21 protein-coding genes are annotated in these 19,966 nt (G+C 64.0%); 10 read left to right on the top strand and 11 right to left on the bottom strand.

The annotated features are described in order from the left end of the window. Positions 1-459: 459 nt before the first annotated feature. Positions 460-1,695, bottom strand: a complete 1,236-nt coding sequence (locus tag KCG44_RS09920; RefSeq protein WP_218445928.1) for a polyhydroxyalkanoate depolymerase — start codon at positions 1,693-1,695, stop codon at positions 460-462. 65 nt (positions 1,696-1,760) lie between these two features. On the opposite strand from KCG44_RS09920, the gene KCG44_RS09915 reads away from it, so the two are divergent. Next, positions 1,761-2,555, top strand: coding sequence for a 3-hydroxybutyrate dehydrogenase (locus KCG44_RS09915; RefSeq protein WP_218445927.1), 795 nt, complete (start codon positions 1,761-1,763; stop codon positions 2,553-2,555). 25 nt (positions 2,556-2,580) lie between these two features. Continuing rightward, entirely contained in the window at positions 2,581-2,919 is a 339-nt protein-coding gene (locus tag KCG44_RS09910; RefSeq protein WP_218445926.1) for a VOC family protein, read from the top strand. A 2-nt stretch (positions 2,920-2,921) separates the two neighbouring features. On the opposite strand, the gene KCG44_RS09905 is transcribed toward KCG44_RS09910, so the two are convergent. The 4 genes from KCG44_RS09905 to KCG44_RS09890 all read right to left on the bottom strand — a co-directional run bounded on the left by KCG44_RS09905 (position 2,922) and on the right by KCG44_RS09890 (position 6,489). After that, positions 2,922-4,157: a gliding motility protein GldB-related protein gene (locus KCG44_RS09905; protein WP_218445925.1), complete on the bottom strand. Its 1,236-nt coding sequence runs from the start codon at positions 4,155-4,157 to the stop codon at positions 2,922-2,924. Between the two features lie 210 nt (positions 4,158-4,367). After that, a complete protein-coding gene (locus KCG44_RS09900) occupies positions 4,368-5,468 on the bottom strand; it encodes a CocE/NonD family hydrolase (RefSeq protein WP_218445924.1) in 1,101 nt (366 codons plus the stop codon). Positions 5,469-5,564: 96 nt separating this feature from the next. Further along, a complete protein-coding gene (locus KCG44_RS09895) occupies positions 5,565-6,200 on the bottom strand; it encodes a LytTR family transcriptional regulator DNA-binding domain-containing protein (protein ID WP_218445923.1) in 636 nt (211 codons plus the stop codon). Positions 6,201-6,258: 58 nt separating this feature from the next. Beyond that, the gene (locus KCG44_RS09890) at positions 6,259-6,489 is read right to left on the bottom strand and encodes a hypothetical protein (protein WP_255536469.1); all 231 of its coding nucleotides are present in this window, start codon (positions 6,487-6,489) and stop codon (positions 6,259-6,261) included. A gap of 226 nt (positions 6,490-6,715) precedes the next feature. On the opposite strand from KCG44_RS09890, the gene KCG44_RS09885 reads away from it, so the two are divergent. The 5 genes from KCG44_RS09885 to KCG44_RS09865 are packed head-to-tail and all read left to right on the top strand — an operon-like array spanning position 6,716 to position 9,232. Beyond that, positions 6,716-7,075, top strand: a complete 360-nt coding sequence (locus KCG44_RS09885) for an AtpZ/AtpI family protein (RefSeq protein WP_218445922.1) — start codon at positions 6,716-6,718, stop codon at positions 7,073-7,075. After that, entirely contained in the window at positions 7,041-7,823 is a 783-nt protein-coding gene (locus KCG44_RS09880) for a F0F1 ATP synthase subunit A (protein WP_369411961.1), read from the top strand. Before KCG44_RS09885 ends, KCG44_RS09880 begins: the two co-directional genes overlap by 35 nt. Positions 7,824-7,846: 23 nt before the next feature. Further along, a complete protein-coding gene (locus KCG44_RS09875; protein WP_218445921.1) occupies positions 7,847-8,074 on the top strand; it encodes a F0F1 ATP synthase subunit C in 228 nt (75 codons plus the stop codon). A 26-nt stretch (positions 8,075-8,100) separates the two neighbouring features. Continuing rightward, positions 8,101-8,583 (top strand): F0F1 ATP synthase subunit B, encoded by a 483-nt coding sequence (locus tag KCG44_RS09870; RefSeq protein WP_218445920.1) that lies wholly within the window; start codon positions 8,101-8,103, stop codon positions 8,581-8,583. 4 nt (positions 8,584-8,587) lie between these two features. Next, positions 8,588-9,232, top strand: a complete 645-nt coding sequence (locus KCG44_RS09865; RefSeq protein WP_218445919.1) for a F0F1 ATP synthase subunit B family protein — start codon at positions 8,588-8,590, stop codon at positions 9,230-9,232. A 243-nt stretch (positions 9,233-9,475) separates the two neighbouring features. Here the strand turns inward: KCG44_RS09865 and KCG44_RS09860 are convergent, their stop codons facing one another. The 6 genes from KCG44_RS09860 to KCG44_RS09835 form a co-directional block, all read right to left on the bottom strand. Then, positions 9,476-10,327, bottom strand: a complete 852-nt coding sequence (locus KCG44_RS09860; protein WP_218445918.1) for an SDR family NAD(P)-dependent oxidoreductase — start codon at positions 10,325-10,327, stop codon at positions 9,476-9,478. Positions 10,328-10,335: 8 nt separating this feature from the next. Beyond that, positions 10,336-10,968, bottom strand: a complete 633-nt coding sequence (locus tag KCG44_RS09855) for a glutathione S-transferase family protein (RefSeq protein WP_218445917.1) — start codon at positions 10,966-10,968, stop codon at positions 10,336-10,338. A gap of 133 nt (positions 10,969-11,101) precedes the next feature. After that, entirely contained in the window at positions 11,102-13,102 is a 2,001-nt protein-coding gene (locus KCG44_RS09850; protein WP_218445916.1) for a hypothetical protein, read from the bottom strand. Beyond that, positions 13,099-15,657 carry a DUF4159 domain-containing protein gene (locus KCG44_RS09845; RefSeq protein ID WP_218445915.1) on the bottom strand — a complete coding sequence of 853 codons (2,559 nt, stop codon included), beginning with the start codon at positions 15,655-15,657 and terminating at the stop codon, positions 13,099-13,101. Before KCG44_RS09845 ends, KCG44_RS09850 begins: the two co-directional genes overlap by 4 nt. Further along, on the bottom strand, positions 15,657-16,496 hold the full coding sequence (locus KCG44_RS09840) for a DUF58 domain-containing protein (protein ID WP_218445914.1): 840 nt from the start codon (positions 16,494-16,496) through the stop codon (positions 15,657-15,659). The genes KCG44_RS09845 and KCG44_RS09840 overlap by 1 nt, the downstream gene beginning before the upstream one ends. A gap of 25 nt (positions 16,497-16,521) precedes the next feature. Next, positions 16,522-17,511 carry an AAA family ATPase gene (locus KCG44_RS09835; protein WP_218445913.1) on the bottom strand — a complete coding sequence of 330 codons (990 nt, stop codon included), beginning with the start codon at positions 17,509-17,511 and terminating at the stop codon, positions 16,522-16,524. A 65-nt stretch (positions 17,512-17,576) separates the two neighbouring features. On the opposite strand from KCG44_RS09835, the gene KCG44_RS09830 reads away from it, so the two are divergent. From KCG44_RS09830 to KCG44_RS09820, 3 genes are read left to right on the top strand one after another with little or no spacing between them, the layout of a single operon-like run. Continuing rightward, entirely contained in the window at positions 17,577-18,128 is a 552-nt protein-coding gene (locus KCG44_RS09830) for a DUF1285 domain-containing protein (RefSeq protein ID WP_218445912.1), read from the top strand. Further along, positions 18,125-18,721, top strand: a complete 597-nt coding sequence (locus KCG44_RS09825) for a CoA pyrophosphatase (RefSeq protein ID WP_218445911.1) — start codon at positions 18,125-18,127, stop codon at positions 18,719-18,721. Before KCG44_RS09830 ends, KCG44_RS09825 begins: the two co-directional genes overlap by 4 nt. Further along, a complete protein-coding gene (locus tag KCG44_RS09820) occupies positions 18,718-19,914 on the top strand; it encodes a CCA tRNA nucleotidyltransferase (RefSeq protein WP_218445910.1) in 1,197 nt (398 codons plus the stop codon). The genes KCG44_RS09825 and KCG44_RS09820 overlap by 4 nt, the downstream gene beginning before the upstream one ends. Positions 19,915-19,966 lie beyond the last annotated feature (52 nt).

Below are 19,966 nucleotides of genomic sequence, written 5' to 3'. Positions count from 1 at the left end.
CGGGCTCCCGCAAAGACGCGACCGTTCGCACCGTTGCTCTGCGGCGCGGATTGGTGTCGTTCACTTATGAATTGCCCGTCATTGCAAGGGGCGGTTCCCGTCGAACGGGCGGCAGATATACTCATAATAAGAGCGCGGGGTGGTCGGCAGGCGCAAAACCCCTCTGATCGGGCTATGCGGTGAGGTCTGCGGTACGGGCCGATTGGTCGCAGCAATATTTGCGTCTCTGCGCGCCAGCCATCGTGCGGAATGCTGCTCCAGCGATATTGTCGCTTTACGTGGCGACAGGCGCGCATATCAGGACCGGGCGGTCCCCTGTGAAGACCATATGCCGCCATCGAGCCCTATTTAGGGGGCCTGACGCCGCAAGAAAATGCAGTGAATGAGGTTCGAGATGAGGATATCACGTCCATAACGTCTTCCCGCACACGGGCCGTCGCAACTGCGCATGTGCCTCGGCTAATCGTGTTTCGCGATGAACGCTTCCACGACCGGAGCGATTTTCTTGCGCCATTTGCTGCCGTTAAAGATGCCGTAATGGCCGACACCCTTTGCGAGCATATATTCCTTTTTTGATTTCGGCAGCTTTGTCGCAAGGTTGAGCGCTGCCTTGGTCTGGCCGATACCGGAAATATCGTCCCGCTCGCCTTCAATGGCGAGCAGGGCGACCTTGGTGATCTTCGCCGGGTCCACCGGATTGCCGCGGTGGGTCATCTGTCCGGTCGGCAGCAAATGGCGCTGAAAGACGGTGTCGACAGTCTGCAGATAGAATTCTGCGCTCATGTCGCATACGGCGCGATATTCGTCGTAAAATTCCTTTGTCTTGTCCGCCGTCTCCTCGTCACCGGCGACGAGGTGTTTGAACATTTCCCAATGGCTGGTCATGTGCCCGGCGAGGTTCATGGACATGAACCCGGCAAGCTGCATGAAGCCCGGATAGACCCGCCGCATCGCGCCCGGATAAAAGGGCGGTACGGTGGCGATGGCATTCTGTTCGAACCATGCGTGCGGCTTGTTCGTCGCCATGCCGTTCACAGCGGTCGGCGCCTCACGCGTGTCAATCGGGCCGCCCATCATCGTAAGGGAAACGGGGAGGAAGCTGGAGTTTTCCGCCGACATGAGCGCGACGGCGGCATAAACCGGCACCGAGGGCTGGCAGACCGCCAGAATGTGCGTTCCTGCACCAATATGTTCAAGAAATTCCACAATATAATCAATATAGTCGTCGAGGTCGAAGCTGCCCTCCGCCATCGGCACCAGCTTCGCATCGCGCCAGTCGGTGATATAGACGTCGTGATGGGGAATCATGCGCTCGACCGTGCCGCGCAGCAGTGTCGCATAATGGCCGGACATCGGCGCGACGATCAGCAGGCGCGGCTGCGCCTTGCCCTTGGCGTCGACATTGCCGCCTTTTTTGACGAAATGCTTGAGCTGACCGAAAGGAAGGCGCTCCGCGATCTTTTCAGTGACCTCATATGTCCTGCCATCAAGCTGAACCTCATCGAGATTGAAGGCAGGCTTTCCGCGTGGTTCGACGGCATGCGCGAACACATCGAGAGCCGAGGCAACCACTGGCCCCGCGGGTGTGTAGGACATCGGATTGCCGACATTGGTCAGCATATTTGCGCCTGCCTGCGCAGCGGCACCGGCACCTGCCAGCATCGCCCGTTGCATCTCATAAGCCTGATAAAGCATAACGCCTCCTGAATTCTAAACCTCATGTTGCACTGCAACATGACGATTTCAAGGAAATACGGCCGATGTCTGGACAAACATTTAAGGGGCGCACCGCGCTAATTACTGGATCAACAAGCGGAATCGGTGCCGCGATCGCCGAAAAACTGGCGGCGTCGGGAGCGAATATCATCCTGAACGGCTTTGGCGACGCCGATGCGATCGAGGCGCAGCGCGCGGAACTGGAACAGCGATACGGCGTGAAGGCGGCCTTCGTCGCCGCTGACCTTACAAAGGGGGCGGAGGCAACGAAACTTGTCCATGACGCGGAAAGGGCGATCGCGCCTGTCGATATTCTGGTGAACAATGCGGGCATCCAGCATGTTGCGCCCGTCGCCGAATTTCCGCCGGAGAAATGGGAGGCGCTGATCGCGATCTGCCTGTCGAGCGCCTTTTATACCAGCGCCGCCGCTTTGCCGCATATGAAGCGGCAGGACTGGGGCCGGATCATCAATATCGCCAGTGCGCAGGGCAAGGTCGCGAGCGCGTACAAGTCCGCCTATAACGCCGCGAAACATGGCGTGATCGGCTTCACCAAGTCGGTCGCGCTGGAATATGCCGAAAGCGGCGTGACGGCGAACTGCATCTGCCCGGGCTATGTGAACACGCCGCTGGTGCAGGGTCAGGTCGCCGGCCAGGCAAAGGCGCATAACATGTCGGAGGAGGATGTGATCCGGAACGTCATCCTGTCGGTACAACCCAATAAGCGTTTTGTGGAGCCGGAGGAGATTGGCGACATGGCCGTCTATCTCGCCTCTGACAGCGCACGGTCGATTACCGGTGCGGCGATCAGCGTGGATGGCGCGTGGACGGCGTGGTAGGCCGGTCGAAAGAGGAGATGGCAACATGCCGAGCGCGAAACTGAACTATGTCGAACTCCCCGTCGCCGATTCGGAGGCGTCCGCGCAATTTTACGAAAAGGCCATGGGCTGGTCGATGGTCCGATTCGCGCCGGTTTATGCGGGCACGGATGGCAATCACAGCGATCTGGGGCTGGACGCCGATACGGCGCTGAAGGCGCCGCTGCCGAATGTTGAGACGGACGATCTGGAGGGCATGCTGGCGCAGGTTGAGGCGGCGGGCGGACGTATCGTCGATCCGATTTTCGCGTTTCCGGGCGGGCGGCGCTTCCACTTCGCGGACCCGGATGGGAACATCATGGGCATCTGGCAGCGGGAGAGCTGAGCCTATTCGCCGTACCTGCTCCCTTTCCCGGCATAGCCGCTCCGCTCAAGTACCGCGTGCGGGTCGGTCACCGACAGTAAATCGACAATCGCCTGCTGCTTATTTCCGGCCCGTTCGTAATAGGCCTGGGCAATCCTGCTGCCGATGAAATAGCCTGCGTCGGCGTGCCAGCCCTTGGCGATTTCCGAGCCATTATTGCCGATCCAGTCACTCCAGTCCTCGCTGTCCATCTCGGCTTGCAGGCGGTGCCAGATGCGCTCTTCGTTCGCGATGCCCCAGTGATAATAGGGCGGTCGCTCCTGATCGGGCAAAGCTAGATGTGCGAGGAAGTCCGCCGTCCCCTCCTGCAGCACTCCCATGAGCAGGGTTTGATCGGTGCCATATTCCTGTAGCGAATGAATCTGCTCATGTACGACGATCATGGGTAATTGGCTCATGTCAGTGCTGCGCACGAGTTTCACGAGGCCATCCGACAGGCCTTCTGTCGATACACCTTCACTCCAGCCCCAGACATCCAGGCCGATCATCAGCCCCTCCGGACCCGCCGTTCCGCCGGAGTTCAGACGGCCGATCACGAAGGTCACCGGCGGGAAATATGCCCCTGGATACAGTGCCTTAAACCGATGCAGGCCTGCGCGTATCGTGGGCTCGAACGTCGCCGCGGCGAGCGTTCGTTCGCGAATGCCGTCATAATATTCCGGCGATGACGTGATTCGCCTGACCAGCGCTTCGGCGGTGCCCGTCTTCAGCCAGTGATAGCCGACAAGGCCGGGCGTACCCGGCGCAAGATAATGCCGCCGAAAAATCGCCGCCTTGGCGCGGTCGCCGCGCGTTTCGCTTGCGAGATCATAAGCGGCCCAGAAACGCGGAACGTCCTCGAAGACGAGCGGGGCGCTGCCGGGGTCCGAATGCGCGGCCCGGTAGCGGTCCGCATGGCCGCGTATCGTCGCCATTGCCGCATCGGCGCGCTGATCGCCCAGCAGCCGATCGAAACCCGCCATCGCCTCAAGGTTGCCGGGCAGACGAAATCCCGCATCGGCGAGCGCGCCGAGCGAGGGGATGGCGGCGTCCGGCTGATCCGCCCGGATATAGGCGTAAATCTCCTGCATGCCGAGAAGCGCATAGGTTTCGGCGGGAACATGTGCAGCCCGCACCCGGGCCTTGCGCAGCAGTTGTGCCGCGCCGGCAAAGTCCCCCTCGTCATTCAACCTGTCCGCCTGCTCCGTCAGGATCCGCATTGCCGCGAAATCAGCGAGCCATGCGACATTCGGGGCGGCATTCTCTTTTGGCGCGGCGGGCGCCGACCCGGCCGGGGCACCGATCGCGCTTACGGCAAGAGCCGCCGCGATGGCGGCTGAAAGGCCGAATTTGCTTTTCGGAAGCCTTGGCGTGTTGATGATATTCCTCCTACCCCGTAGCGATAAGATACAAGAGACGGGCCTTCCCGCCTAATGCTGAGGCAAGGGCCTGATGACGCGCAGCATCCAGCTCGCCACATCCTGAGCAAACTGCTTCGTCGTGTCATTCCAGCCTTCGAATCGGCTGGCCGCGAATGGGTCGGCATAGACCGCCGTGTCGTGACCCCCGCGCGGGATCCTGATATAGGTCGCGGAGCCGGGGCGGGCGCGGTTAAGGGTCTGGACGATGGTGCGATGGCCATGCTCCATCTCAAATGGTTCATATTCCCCGTACAGCACCAGCACGGGCGCATTTACGTTCATCCATGCCGCCATGAAGTTCCGGCGCGCAGCCTGCCAGTGCCAGGCATGCGGGCGGCCATAGTGCGGAGCGGCGTCGGTGCCGCGCAGGCGTTCCCACACCCCATCCAGATCGGGATGTTCTGCGACGACTTCGCCGGGCGTTTTCGCCTCCAGCAGATAGTGCGTCTGGAAACGGATGCGGCGGAGCATTTCATCATGGCGCTCGGCGACGGGAATGTCGCTGAAGCGGTCGAGGTCGAGCCGGTCGAAGCCGATCATGCGTTCCAGATAGGTCACGCCGCCGCCGCCCTGAATGACAACACCGGCGACGTCATTTCCCTCGGCGACCAGCGGCGCGGTCGTGGAACCAAGGCTACTGCCATAGACGAAGATCGAATCCGGCCGCACCCATTCATGGTTCCTGAGGATCGCCAAGGCGTGGCGGTAATCGGCGACCTCGGTATCGTAGTCCAGCCGGTCGCAGCCGGGTCCCTCGCTGTCACCGGAGCCGGAGCGTTCGACCCGGATGGTGACAAAGCCGGTGCGGTAGGCCATTTCGCGAAGCGGAGTGATCCGGTTCGCTGGCCACTCGACGCTGCCGCAGGCGACGGACTGCGTAAAGAAGATGGCGGGCAAAGCGGTTTGCGCGCCTTCCGGCCGCGTCATGATGGTACGCAGGCGGCGACCGTCGGGTGTTTGAATATGGGCGGATACGGTATCCAGGTTCTCGCTGGATTCAAATGGGCGATCAGACTGACGGGGCAGTTCGCCCACATATTCCGAAGTGGCGGCGTTCGCCATACTGGCTGCGCCGATGACGAGCATGAGGGCGGCGAGTGTGGGGCGCATGTCTAATTTTCCTTCGTCCAGATACGGTATCTGGACGAATGTCTGATCCCGACTGCGCTTGCCGAGCGATCTGTGACGAAGGGACGAGAAAAAGCGCTAGTTCAGGTGCGCCCGGTAGCGGGCACCGACGCCAAGTTCAGTGCCGCAATTGAGAATGACAGTGCCGCACCCGATTTTCGCAATCCGGTCGCGCCGGATGATTCGCGAACGGTGAATGCGGACGAAACTGTCTTGGGGAAGCGCCCGCTCCATTTGCGCCATGGTCGCACGGTGGGTGATGACGCGGTCGCCGATATGCAGCTCGACATAATTCTGGGCGGCGCGCACCTGATCGACCATTTCGGCGGGCACAGGTAATGTCATGGCGTCGGAGAGCCGGGCGGGCGCGGGCGCGGCCGCGAATCTCGCATCGCCGATCAGCAGCAGGGCGTATGACAGGCCAAGTGTCGGCAGGCGCCTTGTGAGTTCGAAGGCGACGCTCTCACCGTCGCCAATTGCGAAATCGAGAAGCAGCGAGGCAGTGATGGCAATGCCGATGAATATGCTGCGCTGGGTCCATCTGGTACATCTGCGCGCATGTTCCAGGGCAATGATGAAAGGAACGAGATTGACGATCGGCCAGCGAAGCGCGTTCCACAGCGTCTCCTGATAACCCGCCAGCATGTTATAGATCAGGCAATATATCGCCGCGCCGATGACGACGGCACCGCAAAAGGCGGCGAGCCTCGGCATGCCGAGCGGCCTGCGCCATCTATCCGCAACCCAGATCATGGGGTGCGATACTGCCCTTTTAGCCCCAGCCCTGCAAGCGCGCGGCCTCTTCACGGATGCGCTCGGGACCGCCGAGCAGCTGGCGGTTCACGCCGATGCGCTCGAACCAGTCGTGCAGGCCGATCAGGTCAGTGAACCCCATGCCGCCATGGACTTCCGTCGCGGTAGCGGCATTGGCGATGCCAACCGCCGCCACGGCGTTGCCCAAATACGCGGCGGGGCTGGTGCGGGTGGAGTGCGTGTTTGTCACGCCCGGGCCGTGTCGACAGCGGACAGGTTTAAGAGGTTCGCGATGCCGCAGCCGATCGGACACGCCGCTCCGGGCGGCGAAGGCGGTTCGTGCTGCACTGCAATAGCGGCGTTGACTTCGTGGCCGTGACTTTCTAGTGCAGGCCTCGCTTCGGCAGGGGGTTTCCACCCGCGCCGGTGCTTTGCCGTATCCATGGCGCCCTACGCGGAAATGCGAGGCGCGGGAGTTGTCTGAATTGACCGATCCCCGCAATACCGAGTCTCTTGAGGCCCGGCTCGCTGCTGCAAAGGCTCGCGCCAATCCTGAGGCCGATCCACGAGCAGTCGTGGGCAACGCCTTCGCACAGGGGACACGGCTGGCGCTGGAACTGGTGGCGGGCATTCTTGTCGGGGCGGCACTGGGGTATTTCCTCGATTCCTGGCTGGGCTCCTCGCCCTTCGGGATGATCGGGGGATTTCTGCTGGGCATGGTCGCCGGGTTCGTGAACCTGATGCGCGCCGTGAACCAGGAGAGGGCCAAAGTGTCCCAAGCTGAAGTTGCGGCCCTGCCGCGTGTCGAAGACGACGACGAAGAAAGTTTATTCTGACGTGGCCGGACCGCTCGAACAGTTTGATATCAAGCCGCTCTACGACATCAATGTCGCGGGGTACGACCTTAGCCTGACGAATTCGTCGGCGTGGATGATCGGCATTCTGCTGTTCGTCTGGGCCTTCATGTTTTTTGGCATGCGCAAGGCGGAACTCGTTCCCGGCCGCTGGCAGTCGATGGTCGAGGGGCTGCACGAATTCGTCGTCGGCATGGTCGACGAGAATATCGGGCCGAAGGGGCGCAGCTTCGTGCCGTTCATCTTTTCGCTCTTCATCTTCATCCTGGTGGCGAACGTCGCCGGTCTGCTGCCATATTCCTTCACCGTGACAAGCCATATCGCCGTCACGTTCGCGTTCGCCGCGTTCATCTTTGTGATGTGCATCCTGATCGGCATCTTCCGCCACGGCTTCGCATGGTTCGGTTTCTTCCTGCCGCCGGGCACGCCCTGGTATCTGATGCCGCTGATCATTCCCATTGAGATCATCAGTTTCCTGTCGCGTCCGATCACGCTTTCCGTGCGTTTGTTCGCGAATATGACGGCGGGGCACATCCTGCTGAAGATTTTCGCGGGCTTTGTGGTCTCGCTTGGTGTCGCCGGCGGTATCTGGTCGGTGGTCGGCGTCCTGCCGCTCGCGATGAACACGGCGCTTTATGCGCTGGAGCTGATCGTGGCGATCGTGCAGGCGTATGTTTTCGCACTTCTTACCACTGTCTATCTTAACGACAGTATCAATCTCGAACATTAAGTCCTTCGAAAGGTTATATTATCATGGACGCAGTAGCAGCAAAGCTTCTTGGTGCCGGTTTCGCGGCGATGGGTCTCGGCATGGCCGCCATCGGTGTGGGCCTTATCTTCGGTCTCTTCCTTCTTGGCGCACTGCGCAATCCGGCAGCCGCCGATTCGCAGCGTCCCAACCTGCTGTTCGGCTTCGCCGTGACCGAGGCTCTTGGCATCTTCGCCTTCCTCATCGCGCTGATCCTGCTCTTCGTGGTCTGAGCCCGCTCGGGACTACGGAGTAAGATATGCCTCAGTTCGACTTTGCCCGTGTGGCACTGCCGCAGATCATATGGTTGTTCTTCAGCTTTGGACTTCTGTTCCTGCTGATGCGCGCCATGCTGCCCAAGGTGGCGGGCGTGGCGGAACGCCGCGCGTCCACCATTGGCGGCGATCTGGATGCGGCGGACAAGGCGCGGCTGGATGCGGAAACGCGGCGAGAGGCCTATGAGGCCGGTATCGCCAAAACCCGCACCGATGCGCAGGGTCTGATCGAAAGTGCCAAGGCCGACGCGGCAAAGGCGAACGAGGCGAAGATGAAGGCGGCCGATGAGGCTGCCGCAGCGAAGATCGCGGCGGCGGAAGCCGAGCTTTCCAAGCAGCGCGATGCCGCTCTGGTGAAGCTGGACGCGATCGCCGTGGACGCAACACAGGACGTGGTCGAGCGTCTGACGGGCACGCGCCCGGCAATGGCCGCCGCCGCCGCCGCCGTTGCGCAGGCAGGGAGTTAAGGACATGCAGGACGCCGTTCGCTCCGTTGACGTGCCCCAAAGCACTGCCAGTGACGCAACCGGACCCGACGAGATCGTGCTGGACGCGGTCGGCGATGGTACGGAAATCGCCCAGTCTTCTGAAGTGATTGAAGCCGAATCCGGCAATAATCACGAATATTTCCTGGGCCTCGACAGTACCGCCTGGGCCGCTGTCAGTTTTTTCCTGTTCGTTGGTATCCTGTTATATTTGAAGGTGCCCGCCGCCATTGCCAAGGCACTTGACGGGCGCGGTGCGCGTATCCGAACCGAACTTGATGAAGCAAAAGCGCTTCGCGCCGAGGCCGAGGTTCTGCTGGCCGAACAAAAGACCCGCGCCGAGCAGTCGGCGAAGGACGCGGAAGCGATCCTCAACAATGCCCGCACCGAAGCCGCCGGCATTGTTGCCGATGCGGAGGCGAACGCCGCGGCCATGATGGTGCGCCGTCAGGAGGCCGCAGAAGGCAAGATCGCCGCAGCGGAACGCGCCGCCGAAGCGGATCTGAAAGCGCGTGTCGCAACGCTCGCGACGACCGCTGCCGCGACGATCATCCGGCAGCAGACGGGCGACAAGGAACAGGGCGATCTGACCGACCGCGCGATCGCCGATCTGGGCGCACGCCTTAACTAGCCTATGGGTTGGCGGCGTGCGAGAGCGCGCTGCCTGCCGTTCAGGTGAGCATCTGGCGCGCTGATGGTGGAGACGGCCTTCTCGCGGCGGCATCGCGCCGGGACGGGCGGCAGCGTTGCCCTATCATGTCTGCCGATGACGTTCGCGCAGAGCGTATCGATCCCGAAATTACGCGGCTGGTGCCGCCGCGTGACCGGCGCGGACCAATGATGCGATCATCCCAAACTAGCTGGTTGCAACCAATCAGCGCGCCGGTTCACGCCCCCTGATCATGTCGAAGCCTTCCTTGACGCCCTTGTACCGCGCGTCGACGCCGGGTTCGAACTCATTGTCGGTGAAGATGTACATCCAGTCGCCTTCAATGCCTTCTCGAACCAGTTCTCCCACGTAGAGCGGATCGATGCCGTTCTCGATGGCTTTGCGGGCCATTTCGGCGAATGCCTTTACCGGACCTTTCGCCATGTCCTGTTCTTCGACATTTCCAGCGAGGCGGGAGGGGACGTTGCGGGTCGATTCCATGATGTTCGTGCGGATGAAGCCGGGGCAAAGGACAGAGACACCTATGCCCTTTTCCGCCAGCACCGGGCGCAGATTTTCCGACAGGGCAACGACCCCGAACTTGGTGACGGCATAAGCGGGGCCGGTGATGGGAAGGTGCCCGGCCATCGAAGCGGTGGAGACGATTTGTCCGCCTTCGCCGGCCTTCTCAATCAATGGCCCGAAGATCTCGAAACCCCAGATCACGGACATCAGATTGACGCCGATGGTCCAGTCCCAGCTGGCGTCGGTCCATTCGCCGTAGCCCGCGCCGCCGCCGACACCTGCATTGTTGACGAGAATATTGACCTTGTGAAAACGCGCGATGGTCTTGTCGGCCGCCGCCTGCAATTCCGCCTTTAGGGATACGTCGGCAAGAACGCCGTCCACATCGGCGTTGGTTGCGGCCAGAGCTTCGACGGCCCTGGCGAGCGCGTCCTTTTCGATGTCGCATAGCATGACCTTCACCCCCGCCTGCGCAAGCGCGGTGGCAATGCCGAGACCGATCCCGGATGCGGCGCCGGTGACGAACGCGACTTTTCCTTCGAGTTTGTCCATTCTCATCATCAGGCTTTTGCGCTTGGCCGGGTGAGCATCGCCTCGTTCCAGCGGTTCAAATTTCGGCAATCGTCAGGAATGCCGATCTTCACCCAACGGGCGAAACCGATGGTACAGAAGAGCGTGATGTCGGCGATGCTGTACGTCTCGCCCGCTATGAATTCATGTTCTGCCAGCTGGGCATCGACAATGCTGAAAAAGCGCGGAAGGAGCGCGCGGCTGCGTTCCGCCAATTCGGGAATCTGTTTCGTGTCCGGCGCGGCGCCCGGCGCGGCGCGGGTCGCGAATTGCGGGGCGATATTGCGAAAGATACCGGCGACGTTGAAAAAGCCGTCCAGCTCCACCCGGCGCTGCCATTGTTCGACCTGCGCTTGTCCCAGCGCGCCGGTGCCGAAGAGCGGCGGTTCGGGATGCAGCGCCTCGATATAGCGGCAGATGGCGACCGATTCGTCGATGACCGTGCCATCGTCCAGTTCCAGCGCGGGCAGAGTGCCGCGCGGGTTGATGGCGAGATAGGCGTCGCTGCGGTTTTCACCGCTCATGATGTCGATATCGACCATCGGGATTTCGACGCCTTTTTCAGCGAGGAAGATGCGGACGCGGCGCGGATTTGTAGCCGCTTTCATATTATATAGTCTCATCGCCGCAGGGTGCCGCGCCGCCACTGCCAGTGCAACCTAGCGGCTTTGGAGGGGCTTCGGCAGCGGTCCTGCCGGACGACGTTTGCGGCGTTCTCCGCCGAACCATTTCAGCGGCGTTCCCGCCGGTCCACTTTTAGTGGTGTTCCCGCCACCAGGCAAACGCGAAGGCCGCTATGAGTGCCATCAGGGCTGTCCAGCGGGGGATGACCGGGTCCGTCTCCACGGCGATCAGCGCGCCGCCGCCGCGCCGGGCGACACCGGCCCAGTCGGAGCCTGAAAGCGCCTTGCCGTCCACCCGGCGTATATCCGGTATCCCCTCCCGCAGCCACCAGACACCGCCGCCGCTGGCTTGCGCCGCGGCCGCGAAGGGTGCGGCACGCGGGCGTATTTCCGCCAATTCAGCGGTATTTCCGACAAGGGCGAAACGGCGCATGCCGCCCGCCTCGACCTGATAGAGACCCGCCTCGGCGGCCTCGACGCTGGCGCCCGCGCCAAGGGCAGAGGGTGCCAGCGGTGTCGTCGATAGCTCGCCATCGGGGCCGGTTATGGCCGCGTCGCCGATATTGCGGACGCTTTCGCTGTCGATGGTCAGGCTTCTTGCTCCGCCCGAAACGCGCAGCTGTTCCTCGTTCAGATCGGGTTCCTGCATCAACCAGTGGGCCGTGCGGCGCAGCAGTTCATCGCGCGGGCCTTCGCCGTCCACCGCGCGCGCCCACCACCATGTGTCGGTGGATGCGATAAGGCCAACGCGGCCTTCATCGACGCGGTCGAGCAGCAGGAGCGGGCGGCCTTCCGGCTCCTGCATCAGCGTATCTCCGCTCAGCTGCGACAGGCCGGCAATCATGCCCCAATTACCCCATTCGGCGCCTGGCCTGCCTTCGCCCAGCGTGCGCGTGACCGGATGCCGCCGCCCCAGGTCCGTCAGGGCAGGGCGGTAGCGCTGCGTCAGGTCCGTGCCGCCGGGCGCGGCGGGCAGGATCTGGCGCAGGCTGGTGAAGGCGACGCTGTCGCGGCCGGAAAACTCGGCCCCCGCGACCACAAGCAGTCCACTGCCGCCGCGCACGCGGTCGGCCAGATTGTCGAAATAGGCGGGCGACATCAGGCTGGTCAGCGTGAAGCGGTCGAAGATGATCAGGTCGAAATCGTCCAGCCGTTCCTGAAACAGCTCATCCACCGGAAACGGGATCAGCGCAAGATCCTCTGGCGGCGTCATGTCGAAACTGGAGGGCAGGCGCAGGATCGTGAAGTGCACCAGGTCGACGTTCGGGTCCGCCTTGAACAGGTCACGCCACACGCGCCCGCCGGGATAGGGCGTTCCCGATACCAGCAGCACCGACAGGCGGTCCGTCACGCCGTTGAGGCGCGCAAGAGCGCGGTTGTTTACGAGCGACGCCTCACCGGGCGCCGGCGCGACACTGAGCGCGATATCCAGAGGCCCCCGCCGCTCGACGGTGATTGGGAGCGGCACGGGCTCGTTCGCGGCGATGTTGAGGCGGCGGGTCATGCCGTCCGTGGTGCGGACATCGATATCGACATTCGCCGAATCGGGGTCGTCGACGCGGATGGTGAGCTCCGCGCGCTCGCCAGCGACGGTGTAGGGCGGGACGCGCTCGACGATCAGGCGGCGGTCGGTCAGGTCAGGATCACCGGCGATGAGCATGTGCAGCGGTACGCCTGCGGGCAGAATGCCGGGTGGTGGTTCGTCGCCGCTGACACCGTCACTGACGATGACGGCAGCACCCAGGCGGCCCGCGGGAATGCCAGACAGCGCTTCCTCAAGCGCCGTTCCCAGCCGGGTGGCCTCTTGCGGATCCTGCGGGACGGCGACCACCCTCCATTCCACGCCATCAGAGGCTTCCTGTAATCGCGCTATGGCGGTCTCCGCCTGCGCATTGCGCGCGCCGATTGTCATGGAATCGCTGCGGTCATGCAGAATGAGCGCGATATCGTCGCTCGCCTCGCGCACATCCCTTTGGCTGACGGGATTGAGCAGGATGATCGCGAACAGCACCGCGATCACGAGGCGCGGCCATAGCGTGCGCGGGCTGCGCGCGGCCATCAGGGTGAGGGCGGGCAGGGCGATTGCGGCGATCAGGCCCAGGGCCCAGACCGGCAATAACGGTAGGAACGTCATTCCCCGATCCTGTCGAGCAGGGTCTCGGCATGTACCTGATCCGCCTTATATGTGCCGGTCAGCGCATACATGACGGCGTTGATACCGAACCGCAGCGCGGCCTCCCTGCGCACGGCGGACACGGCGCTGCTCCCCGCCCATAACGCCGGCCAATTGCCGCCGCCGATGAGGACGCCGGCGACGCGGCCACTGTCACCCTCGGTATCCGCCTCTACCCACAACGCGCCGCCGCCCGCCTGATCGATCAGATAATAGCTGCGGAACAGCACATGGTCGCGGGTCACCTCCTGCAAAGACGGAAGGCCGAGCGGTGCCAGCAGGCGCCGCGCGCCGCTGCCATTGCCAAGCGGCTGTCCGAAATCGAACAGGATCATGCCGCCGCGTGACAGGTAGGCGCGTATGTTGGCGGCTTCCGCCCGGTTCATGCTCTGGCGCGCGACGGCTGGCCAGTAGATGATGGGATAGCGGCCAAGACCCTTATCACCCGGTGAGACCCGCGCGGGTATGCCGGGGTCGACGGCGGTGCGGCGGCCAAGTTCCCTGCTGAGAGCCTGTAGTCCCCGCGCGATTTCCGCATCCTGTGCGGTGCCGCCGATATAGCCGAGTTGCAGGCGGCCATCCGCCTCCTGAGCGGCAAGGGGGAAGGCGAATATCAGCGCCATGGTGACCGCGGCTGCGGGCGATGTGAGACGCGCGGCCGGCAAGCTGATCGCGCCGCGCAGAATAAGCGTGACGATCACGTCCACGGCGAACAGCAGCGCCGCCGCCAGCAACAGCCACCGACCAAGATCTATTGGCGGCGCGCTGGTTTCCGCAGGCCTGAGGCCGTCCGTCGCCAGCGGCGCGAAGGCGAAAGCAGGGCCGGTCAGCGTCGTCAGGTTCAGCGCGCGGCGGGCGTCGCCGCTGGCGTAGATGCCAGGCGGTGTTTCCGGACCGGCAATCGCATCGCTCCACGCGTCGGCGGCGATCTCGGCGGGGTTGTCCGGCGGCGCGAGGCGGCCTTCGAACGTGAGCGCGCGGTCCAGTCGCCACGGTGCGCCGGCAGATATATCGAGCGCATCGGCATTGTCCGCCAGGGGCAGCAGGCGTACCAGCATCCCTTCGAACAGGCCCGACAGCGGCAGGTCGGACCAGCTGGGGTCCGCGCTGGTATGGATCAGGATGAGGAGACCCGCCCCCTGACGGCGGGCACTGACCAGCGGCGTGCCGTCGGTCAGTGTGGCCCATAGCTGCACATCGGGGTCATTGCTGCGCGCCAGCAGCTGTTTCGAGACGGTCGCATCATCGGGACGCGGCAGTCCCGCTAGCGGTGTGCCCGCAGTGAAGCTGCCAACGACCTGCGGTTCCTGCCATGACATCACCCCGCCAAACGCACGCGCGCCCCTGCGCAGGTCGACGGGTGACAGGGCGGAGCCATTTTCCGCAAGCCGGGGGCCTGCGAAACTGATCGCGACAGCGCCGTCCCGAACCCGTTCGAGCAGTGCGGCCGCCGCCTCCGCCGTTGCCGCCACATCAGGCAGGAGGAAGAGATTCGCGTCGCTTGCCGCCGCGTCCACGAGGCTGAGCATGGAAAGCTCGGCATGCGGTTCCAGCGCGCGCCTTATGTAAAATTCACCGGACTCGAGCGGAGGGGCATCGCCGCCGCTATCGACCAGGGCAATGCGGGGGCGCCCGCCGCTGCCATCGACCAGCATCAGCGATGCCGGTCCGGACCCTGCGCGTACGCGATCGATCGCGCCGCGCCGTGCCGCGGGCACAGCGATGCGGACAACGGTGGCTCGCCCGCCGAACAGCGCCGTGTCACTGGCAAGAACCTCGCCGCCGCTCGCCAGGATCTCAACGCGCCTTTCCTCGGGGCCATCCGCAGGCCGGGCGAGCGTGGCGGCATAGCCCGCAATCGTGCGGCCACCGGCGCGAAACACCGGCTCCCGCGCCGGGAAGGTCATGATCTCGGCATTGCCTATCTTGGCTCTGAGCGTCGCCGCCCCGGCGCTTTCGACGCCATCGCTGAGCCAGAGAACGTCGCTGCCTGTCGCGACCGCCTCCGCGGCTTTGGCACGATCGACATTCCATGGCTGCGGTTTCAGCCCGCCCAACATGCTGAGCGCCGTATCCGCATCGACGAAGCGTGCGGCCTGTGGATCGTCGGCGCGCCGCGCTGCCGTCGTCAGGATGGCGAAACGGGTGCCCGCAGCCGTCAGCGCCTCGACCCGGTCCTTTGCCGCAGCCATCATTTCGGGCCAGCGCGTCGCGGCCCAGCCATTGTCGATGATGATCGTGAGGCGTGTCGGCTGCGGCCCTGTCAGAGGCTGCTGCCAGCGTGGTCCGGCAAGGGCGCCAATGATGAGGGCAATGAGAAAGAGGCGCAGGAACAGCAGCCACCATGGTGGGCGCGCGGCCTGCGGCGGCGGAATTTCCGCCGCAGCGATCAGTTTCAGGGTCGGCAGCCGCACAGCCCGGGGGGGCGGCGGGGATTGCCTGAGCAGGAACCAGATGAGCGGCAGGGCGATCAGCCCCGCAAGCAGCAGCGGCGCGGCGAAACTGAAACCGCCCATCAGCCCGCCTCGCTCATCAGATGGCGCGCAATCGCGGATAGCGTCACGGCGGGGTCCGCATCGGTCCGGTGACGGATGAGGGCCCAGCCATTATCGGCAGCCATTGTCCCGAGGCGGTCCTGATGCTCCTGCCAGGCCTTCGCATAGGTATCGGAAAGCGCCTCGGCGCGGCCGATATCCGCTTCCGGATCGCCAATTTCGGCCCGCGTGAAGCGGACATGGCCGGAAAAGGGAAAATCCGCCTCCACCGGGTCGGCGATATGCAGCATGACACCGGTAACGCCGCGCCGTGCGAGCGCCGTTACTGTCGCCAGGTCGTCGCTATCCAGAAAATCGCTGGCCCAGATTATCGTGTCGCCCGCGCGCAAGGCCCCGGTTTCGGGCACCGAGAACACCGAGGTCAGAAGGGCGGCATGGAGATCGGGCAGGGCGCGGGCGTCCGGGCGGCCCGCGACCCGAACATGCTCATCCCCTTGACGCGCGGCCATGGCAAGGGCGGTGAGGAGCAGTGTCGCGGCCTCTCCCTTTTCTGCCAGGGCCTCCGATGAGCGGAAGCGCATGGAGCCTGAGCCATCGGCGAACAGCAGCAGGCGCCCAGGCTCTTCACGCTCCCGTTCGCGCACGAACAGATCGTCACTGCGGGCGGAACGGCGCCAGTCGACGCGGCCGCGCGCTTCACCGGGGGCAAGCGGCCGATATTGCCAGAATTCCGTACCGGACCCGGCGCGGCGGCGAGGGTGCTGCCCGCCCTCGGCCATGATGCGGCGATGGACATGCGACAGGCTGAGCGGGCCAAGGGCCGCCGCCAGTCTTTCCGCTTCGGTCAGAAGGGCGGTCATGCGGAAACACTCACGGCGCGGCCCCTTATAGTCTGGCGGCGGCGTCCGCGATGACGGCCTCGATCGTCCTGCCATCGGCGCGGGCGGCATAATCGAGCGCCATGCGGTGGCGCAGCACGGGCGCAAGAAGCGCGTGTACATCCTCCAGCAAAGGCGCGCTGCGCCCGTGCAGAAAGGCGCGGGCCCGGGCGGCGAGGATCAGGGCCTGTCCGGCGCGCGGGCCTGGCCCCCAGCTGAGCGGGACATCATTCCCCGCCGCCGGACGCAGGCCGCGCACCGTGGTCAGGATCGCATCCAGCACGTCCTCGGAGAGCGGCATGTGCGTGAGAAGCGTCTGCGCTTCCATGAGCTCTTCAGCGCGCAGGACGGGTTTCGGGGCCGCATCCTCTGCGCCGGTCGTCATCAGCAGCATGTCGCGTTCGTCGGCCTCGGATGGAAAATCGACATTCACCTGCATCAGAAAGCGGTCGAGCTGCGCTTCCGGCAGTGGATAGGTGCCGTCCTGTTCTATCGGATTCTGGGTCGCGAGCACGTGGAAGGGCGCGGGAAGCATGCGCGCCTCGCCCGCAGCGGTGACCTGACGTTCCTGCATTGCCTCCAGCAGGGCAGACTGCGTGCGCGGACTGGCGCGGTTGATCTCGTCGGCCATCAGCAGCTGCGCGAAAATGGGGCCTTTCACGAATCGGAAGGCACGGCTGCCGTCCTTGCCGGTCTCAAGCACCTCCGCGCCCAATATGTCGCTGGGGACGAGGTCGGGCGTGAATTGCACGCGCGACGTGCCGAGGCCAAGGACAGTGCCGACCGTCTTCACAAGCCGGGTCTTCGCAAGGCCGGGAAGGCCCACCAGAAGCGCGTGGCCGCCCGCGAGTATCGTGACGATGACCTGTTCGATAATCTCGGGCTGGCCGATAATGCTTCTCGATATTTCCTCTCGCGCCTCACCGAAGCGAATCGCAAGTGCGTCGAGGCGTGCAACAGCCTCTGCGGCAACAGGCGCGGGGTTGGGCTGGTTCATGGGTACGCTGATTCCCTTCAATCGGATTGCCGCCGGATGCCACGGTCCTCTAAGGAAGGATACGCATGACTGAAGATCAAGCCCTTACCGCCCCCGATACCGGTACGCCATTGTCGCTGGCCGAAGTGGCACGCCTGATGAGCGAAGAAAAATTGCCCCCTGTCGACAGCTGGAACCCGGAGCACGAGGCCGACAGCGAGATGCGCATCGCCGCCGACGGGACCTGGTATCATCAGGGGAGAGAGATTCGGCGCAAACGGCTGGTGAAACTGTTCAGCACCATATTGCGCCGGGATGGTGATGCCTATGTGCTGGTGACGCCCGCCGAAAAGCTGTCCATCGACGTCGAGGACGCGCCCTTTCAGGCGGTGGAGGCGGCGATTGATGGCGACCAGCTGGTGTTCCGGCTGAATACGGGCGATTTCGTCGCGGTCGGTGACGATCATCCACTATATCTGCGCGATGGCAAACCATATGTCCGTGTGCGCAGCGGCTTGGACGCGCGGATCGCGCGCGGGCCGTGGTACAGGCTGGCGGAGATGGCGGTGGAGGAGCACGGCCGCGTGGGCCTGCGACTTGGCGCTGATTTCATCCCGCTGGTTGACGCCGGCGGATGATTCCTCCGGACGAGATCCGAAAACGCCTGGCGGGCTACCGGCCCGGCAGCCTTGACGCGAACCTGACCGCCGATGATTACGGCCAGCAGCTGGAGGGGCTGAAGCCCGCCTCTGTGCTGATCCCGATCATCGCGCATGATGACGAGCCCACCCTGTTGATGACCGTGCGGAATGCGCGGATGAAGCGGCATGCGGGGCAGGTCGCCTTTCCGGGTGGACGCACGGATCCAGGGGAGACGGCTGTCGAAGCCGCGCTTCGCGAGGCGGAGGAAGAGGTCGCGCTCAGCCGCGATGCGGTCGAGGTTATCGGAGAGCTGGATGAATATGCGACGGGCACCGGCTATCGCATCACGCCCATTGTCGGCATCATAAGCCCTGGTCAGCGTCTGCTTGCGAATGAAGCGGAGGTCAGCGACATTTTCGAGCTGCCCCTGAACCGCGCGCTGGACGGCCAGTTTCATATCGCCGACGAGGCGGAATGGGGCGGTGTGATGCGGCAATATTACCGCGTCGACTGGGGCCCGCAGAACGTCTGGGGCGCAACGGCCGGGATTATCGTCAATTTTGCGCGCATATTGGCGGCGCTGAAATGACAGTGCTGCCGAAGCAGGACTGGCTTGGTAGCGCGGGCGGAAAGGCGCTGATGACGGCGCTCGATACGGCGTCGGGCCGGACAAGGCTGGTCGGGGGGGCGGTTCGCGATGCGCGTCTTGGGCTTCCGGTCAGCGACATTGATCTTGCGACAAGTTTCACGCCGGAGGAGGTGATTGCGCGGCTGGAGGCGCATGGGCTGAAGGCCGTACCGACCGGTCTGAAGCATGGCACCGTCACCGCAGTGTCCCATGGACTGGTGGCGGAAGTCACGACGCTGCGGCGGGACGTGGCTACCGATGGCCGCCATGCCGACATCGCATATACCGATGACTGGAAAGAGGACGCTGCGCGGCGCGATTTTACGATCAATGCGCTGAACGCCACGCTGCCCGAAGGTGAGATCACCGACTTTTTCGGCGGGCTTGACGATCTTGAGGCGAGACGGGTGCGGTTCATCGGCGATCCGCTGACACGCATTGCCGAGGACCATCTGCGCATCCTCCGCTTCTTTCGCTTTCACGCCCGTTTTGCACGCGGCGCGCCCGATGCCGAGGGGCTGGCGGCCTGCGCGGCCCGTGCAAATGATCTGATGACATTGTCGCGGGAGCGGATCGCAGCGGAGCTGCTGAAGACGGCAGCGCTGTCCGACCCTGCCGACACCTTCGCGGCGATGGTCGAACATGGCATCTGGCGGCCGGTATTGCCGGAGATCGAGGAAGCGGGCGTCGCCGCCATGCGCCGGGTCATCGCGCGCGAAAAGCACTTCGGCATCGCGCCAGACCCGTTGCGGCGGCTGGCGGCGCTGCTGCCGGCGGATGTCGCGATTGCCGAGGACGTCGCGCAGCGGTTGCGACTGTCAAAGACCCAGCGCCTGCATCTGGTTGCCGCCGCAGCGCGGCTGGCGGCGGTCCCGACAGATCCGCGCGCGCTGGCGTTCGTGCATGGCAGCAGGATCGCAACGGACCTGCTGTTGTTGACGGAGGAAGACGTCGCCGCACCGCTTGCCATTCTGTCCGACTGGGAGCGGCCGCCATTGCCGATTTCGGGGCGCCATATCATCGCACGCGGTCTGGCACCCGGACCTGCGGTCAGCGCTGCCCTGCAGCGGTTTCAGACGCTGTGGCTGGCGGCGGGACTGCCGGACGACAAGGCCGAGATCGACCGGCTGATGGATCAGGCGATCACGGGGTAGCTGAAGGCTTTATCGACGCGGTAGCTTCCCACGCGCGCCACTCCCCATTATG

The sequence above is a fragment of the Pacificimonas pallii genome, from assembly GCF_019204005.1.
Taxonomy (GTDB): Bacteria; Pseudomonadota; Alphaproteobacteria; order Sphingomonadales; family Sphingomonadaceae; genus Pacificimonas; species Pacificimonas pallii.
Note: the sequence above shows the minus strand (reverse complement) of the source record. Positions and strands in the feature narration are given on the sequence as shown.

Coding starts and splice junctions, on each gene's coding strand:
- KCG44_RS09835 (WP_218445913.1), bottom strand. CDS start 17,511: ATGAACCAGCCCAACCCCGCGCCTGTTGCCGCAGAGGCTGTTGCACGC.
- KCG44_RS09850 (WP_218445916.1), bottom strand. CDS start 13,102: ATGACGTTCCTACCGTTATTGCCGGTCTGGGCCCTGGGCCTGATCGCC.
- KCG44_RS09820 (WP_218445910.1), top strand. CDS start 18,718: ATGACAGTGCTGCCGAAGCAGGACTGGCTTGGTAGCGCGGGCGGAAAG.
- KCG44_RS09830 (WP_218445912.1), top strand. CDS start 17,577: ATGACTGAAGATCAAGCCCTTACCGCCCCCGATACCGGTACGCCATTG.
- KCG44_RS09845 (WP_218445915.1), bottom strand. CDS start 15,657: ATGGGCGGTTTCAGTTTCGCCGCGCCGCTGCTGCTTGCGGGGCTGATC.
- KCG44_RS09920 (WP_218445928.1), bottom strand. CDS start 1,695: ATGCTTTATCAGGCTTATGAGATGCAACGGGCGATGCTGGCAGGTGCC.
- KCG44_RS09870 (WP_218445920.1), top strand. CDS start 8,101: ATGCCTCAGTTCGACTTTGCCCGTGTGGCACTGCCGCAGATCATATGG.
- KCG44_RS09865 (WP_218445919.1), top strand. CDS start 8,588: ATGCAGGACGCCGTTCGCTCCGTTGACGTGCCCCAAAGCACTGCCAGT.
- KCG44_RS09895 (WP_218445923.1), bottom strand. CDS start 6,200: ATGCCGAGGCTCGCCGCCTTTTGCGGTGCCGTCGTCATCGGCGCGGCG.
- KCG44_RS09825 (WP_218445911.1), top strand. CDS start 18,125: ATGATTCCTCCGGACGAGATCCGAAAACGCCTGGCGGGCTACCGGCCC.
- KCG44_RS09860 (WP_218445918.1), bottom strand. CDS start 10,327: ATGGACAAACTCGAAGGAAAAGTCGCGTTCGTCACCGGCGCCGCATCC.
- KCG44_RS09855 (WP_218445917.1), bottom strand. CDS start 10,968: ATGAGACTATATAATATGAAAGCGGCTACAAATCCGCGCCGCGTCCGC.
- KCG44_RS09915 (WP_218445927.1), top strand. CDS start 1,761: ATGTCTGGACAAACATTTAAGGGGCGCACCGCGCTAATTACTGGATCA.
- KCG44_RS09910 (WP_218445926.1), top strand. CDS start 2,581: ATGCCGAGCGCGAAACTGAACTATGTCGAACTCCCCGTCGCCGATTCG.
- KCG44_RS09875 (WP_218445921.1), top strand. CDS start 7,847: ATGGACGCAGTAGCAGCAAAGCTTCTTGGTGCCGGTTTCGCGGCGATG.
- KCG44_RS09905 (WP_218445925.1), bottom strand. CDS start 4,157: ATGCGGATCCTGACGGAGCAGGCGGACAGGTTGAATGACGAGGGGGAC.
- KCG44_RS09840 (WP_218445914.1), bottom strand. CDS start 16,496: ATGACCGCCCTTCTGACCGAAGCGGAAAGACTGGCGGCGGCCCTTGGC.
- KCG44_RS09900 (WP_218445924.1), bottom strand. CDS start 5,468: ATGCGCCCCACACTCGCCGCCCTCATGCTCGTCATCGGCGCAGCCAGT.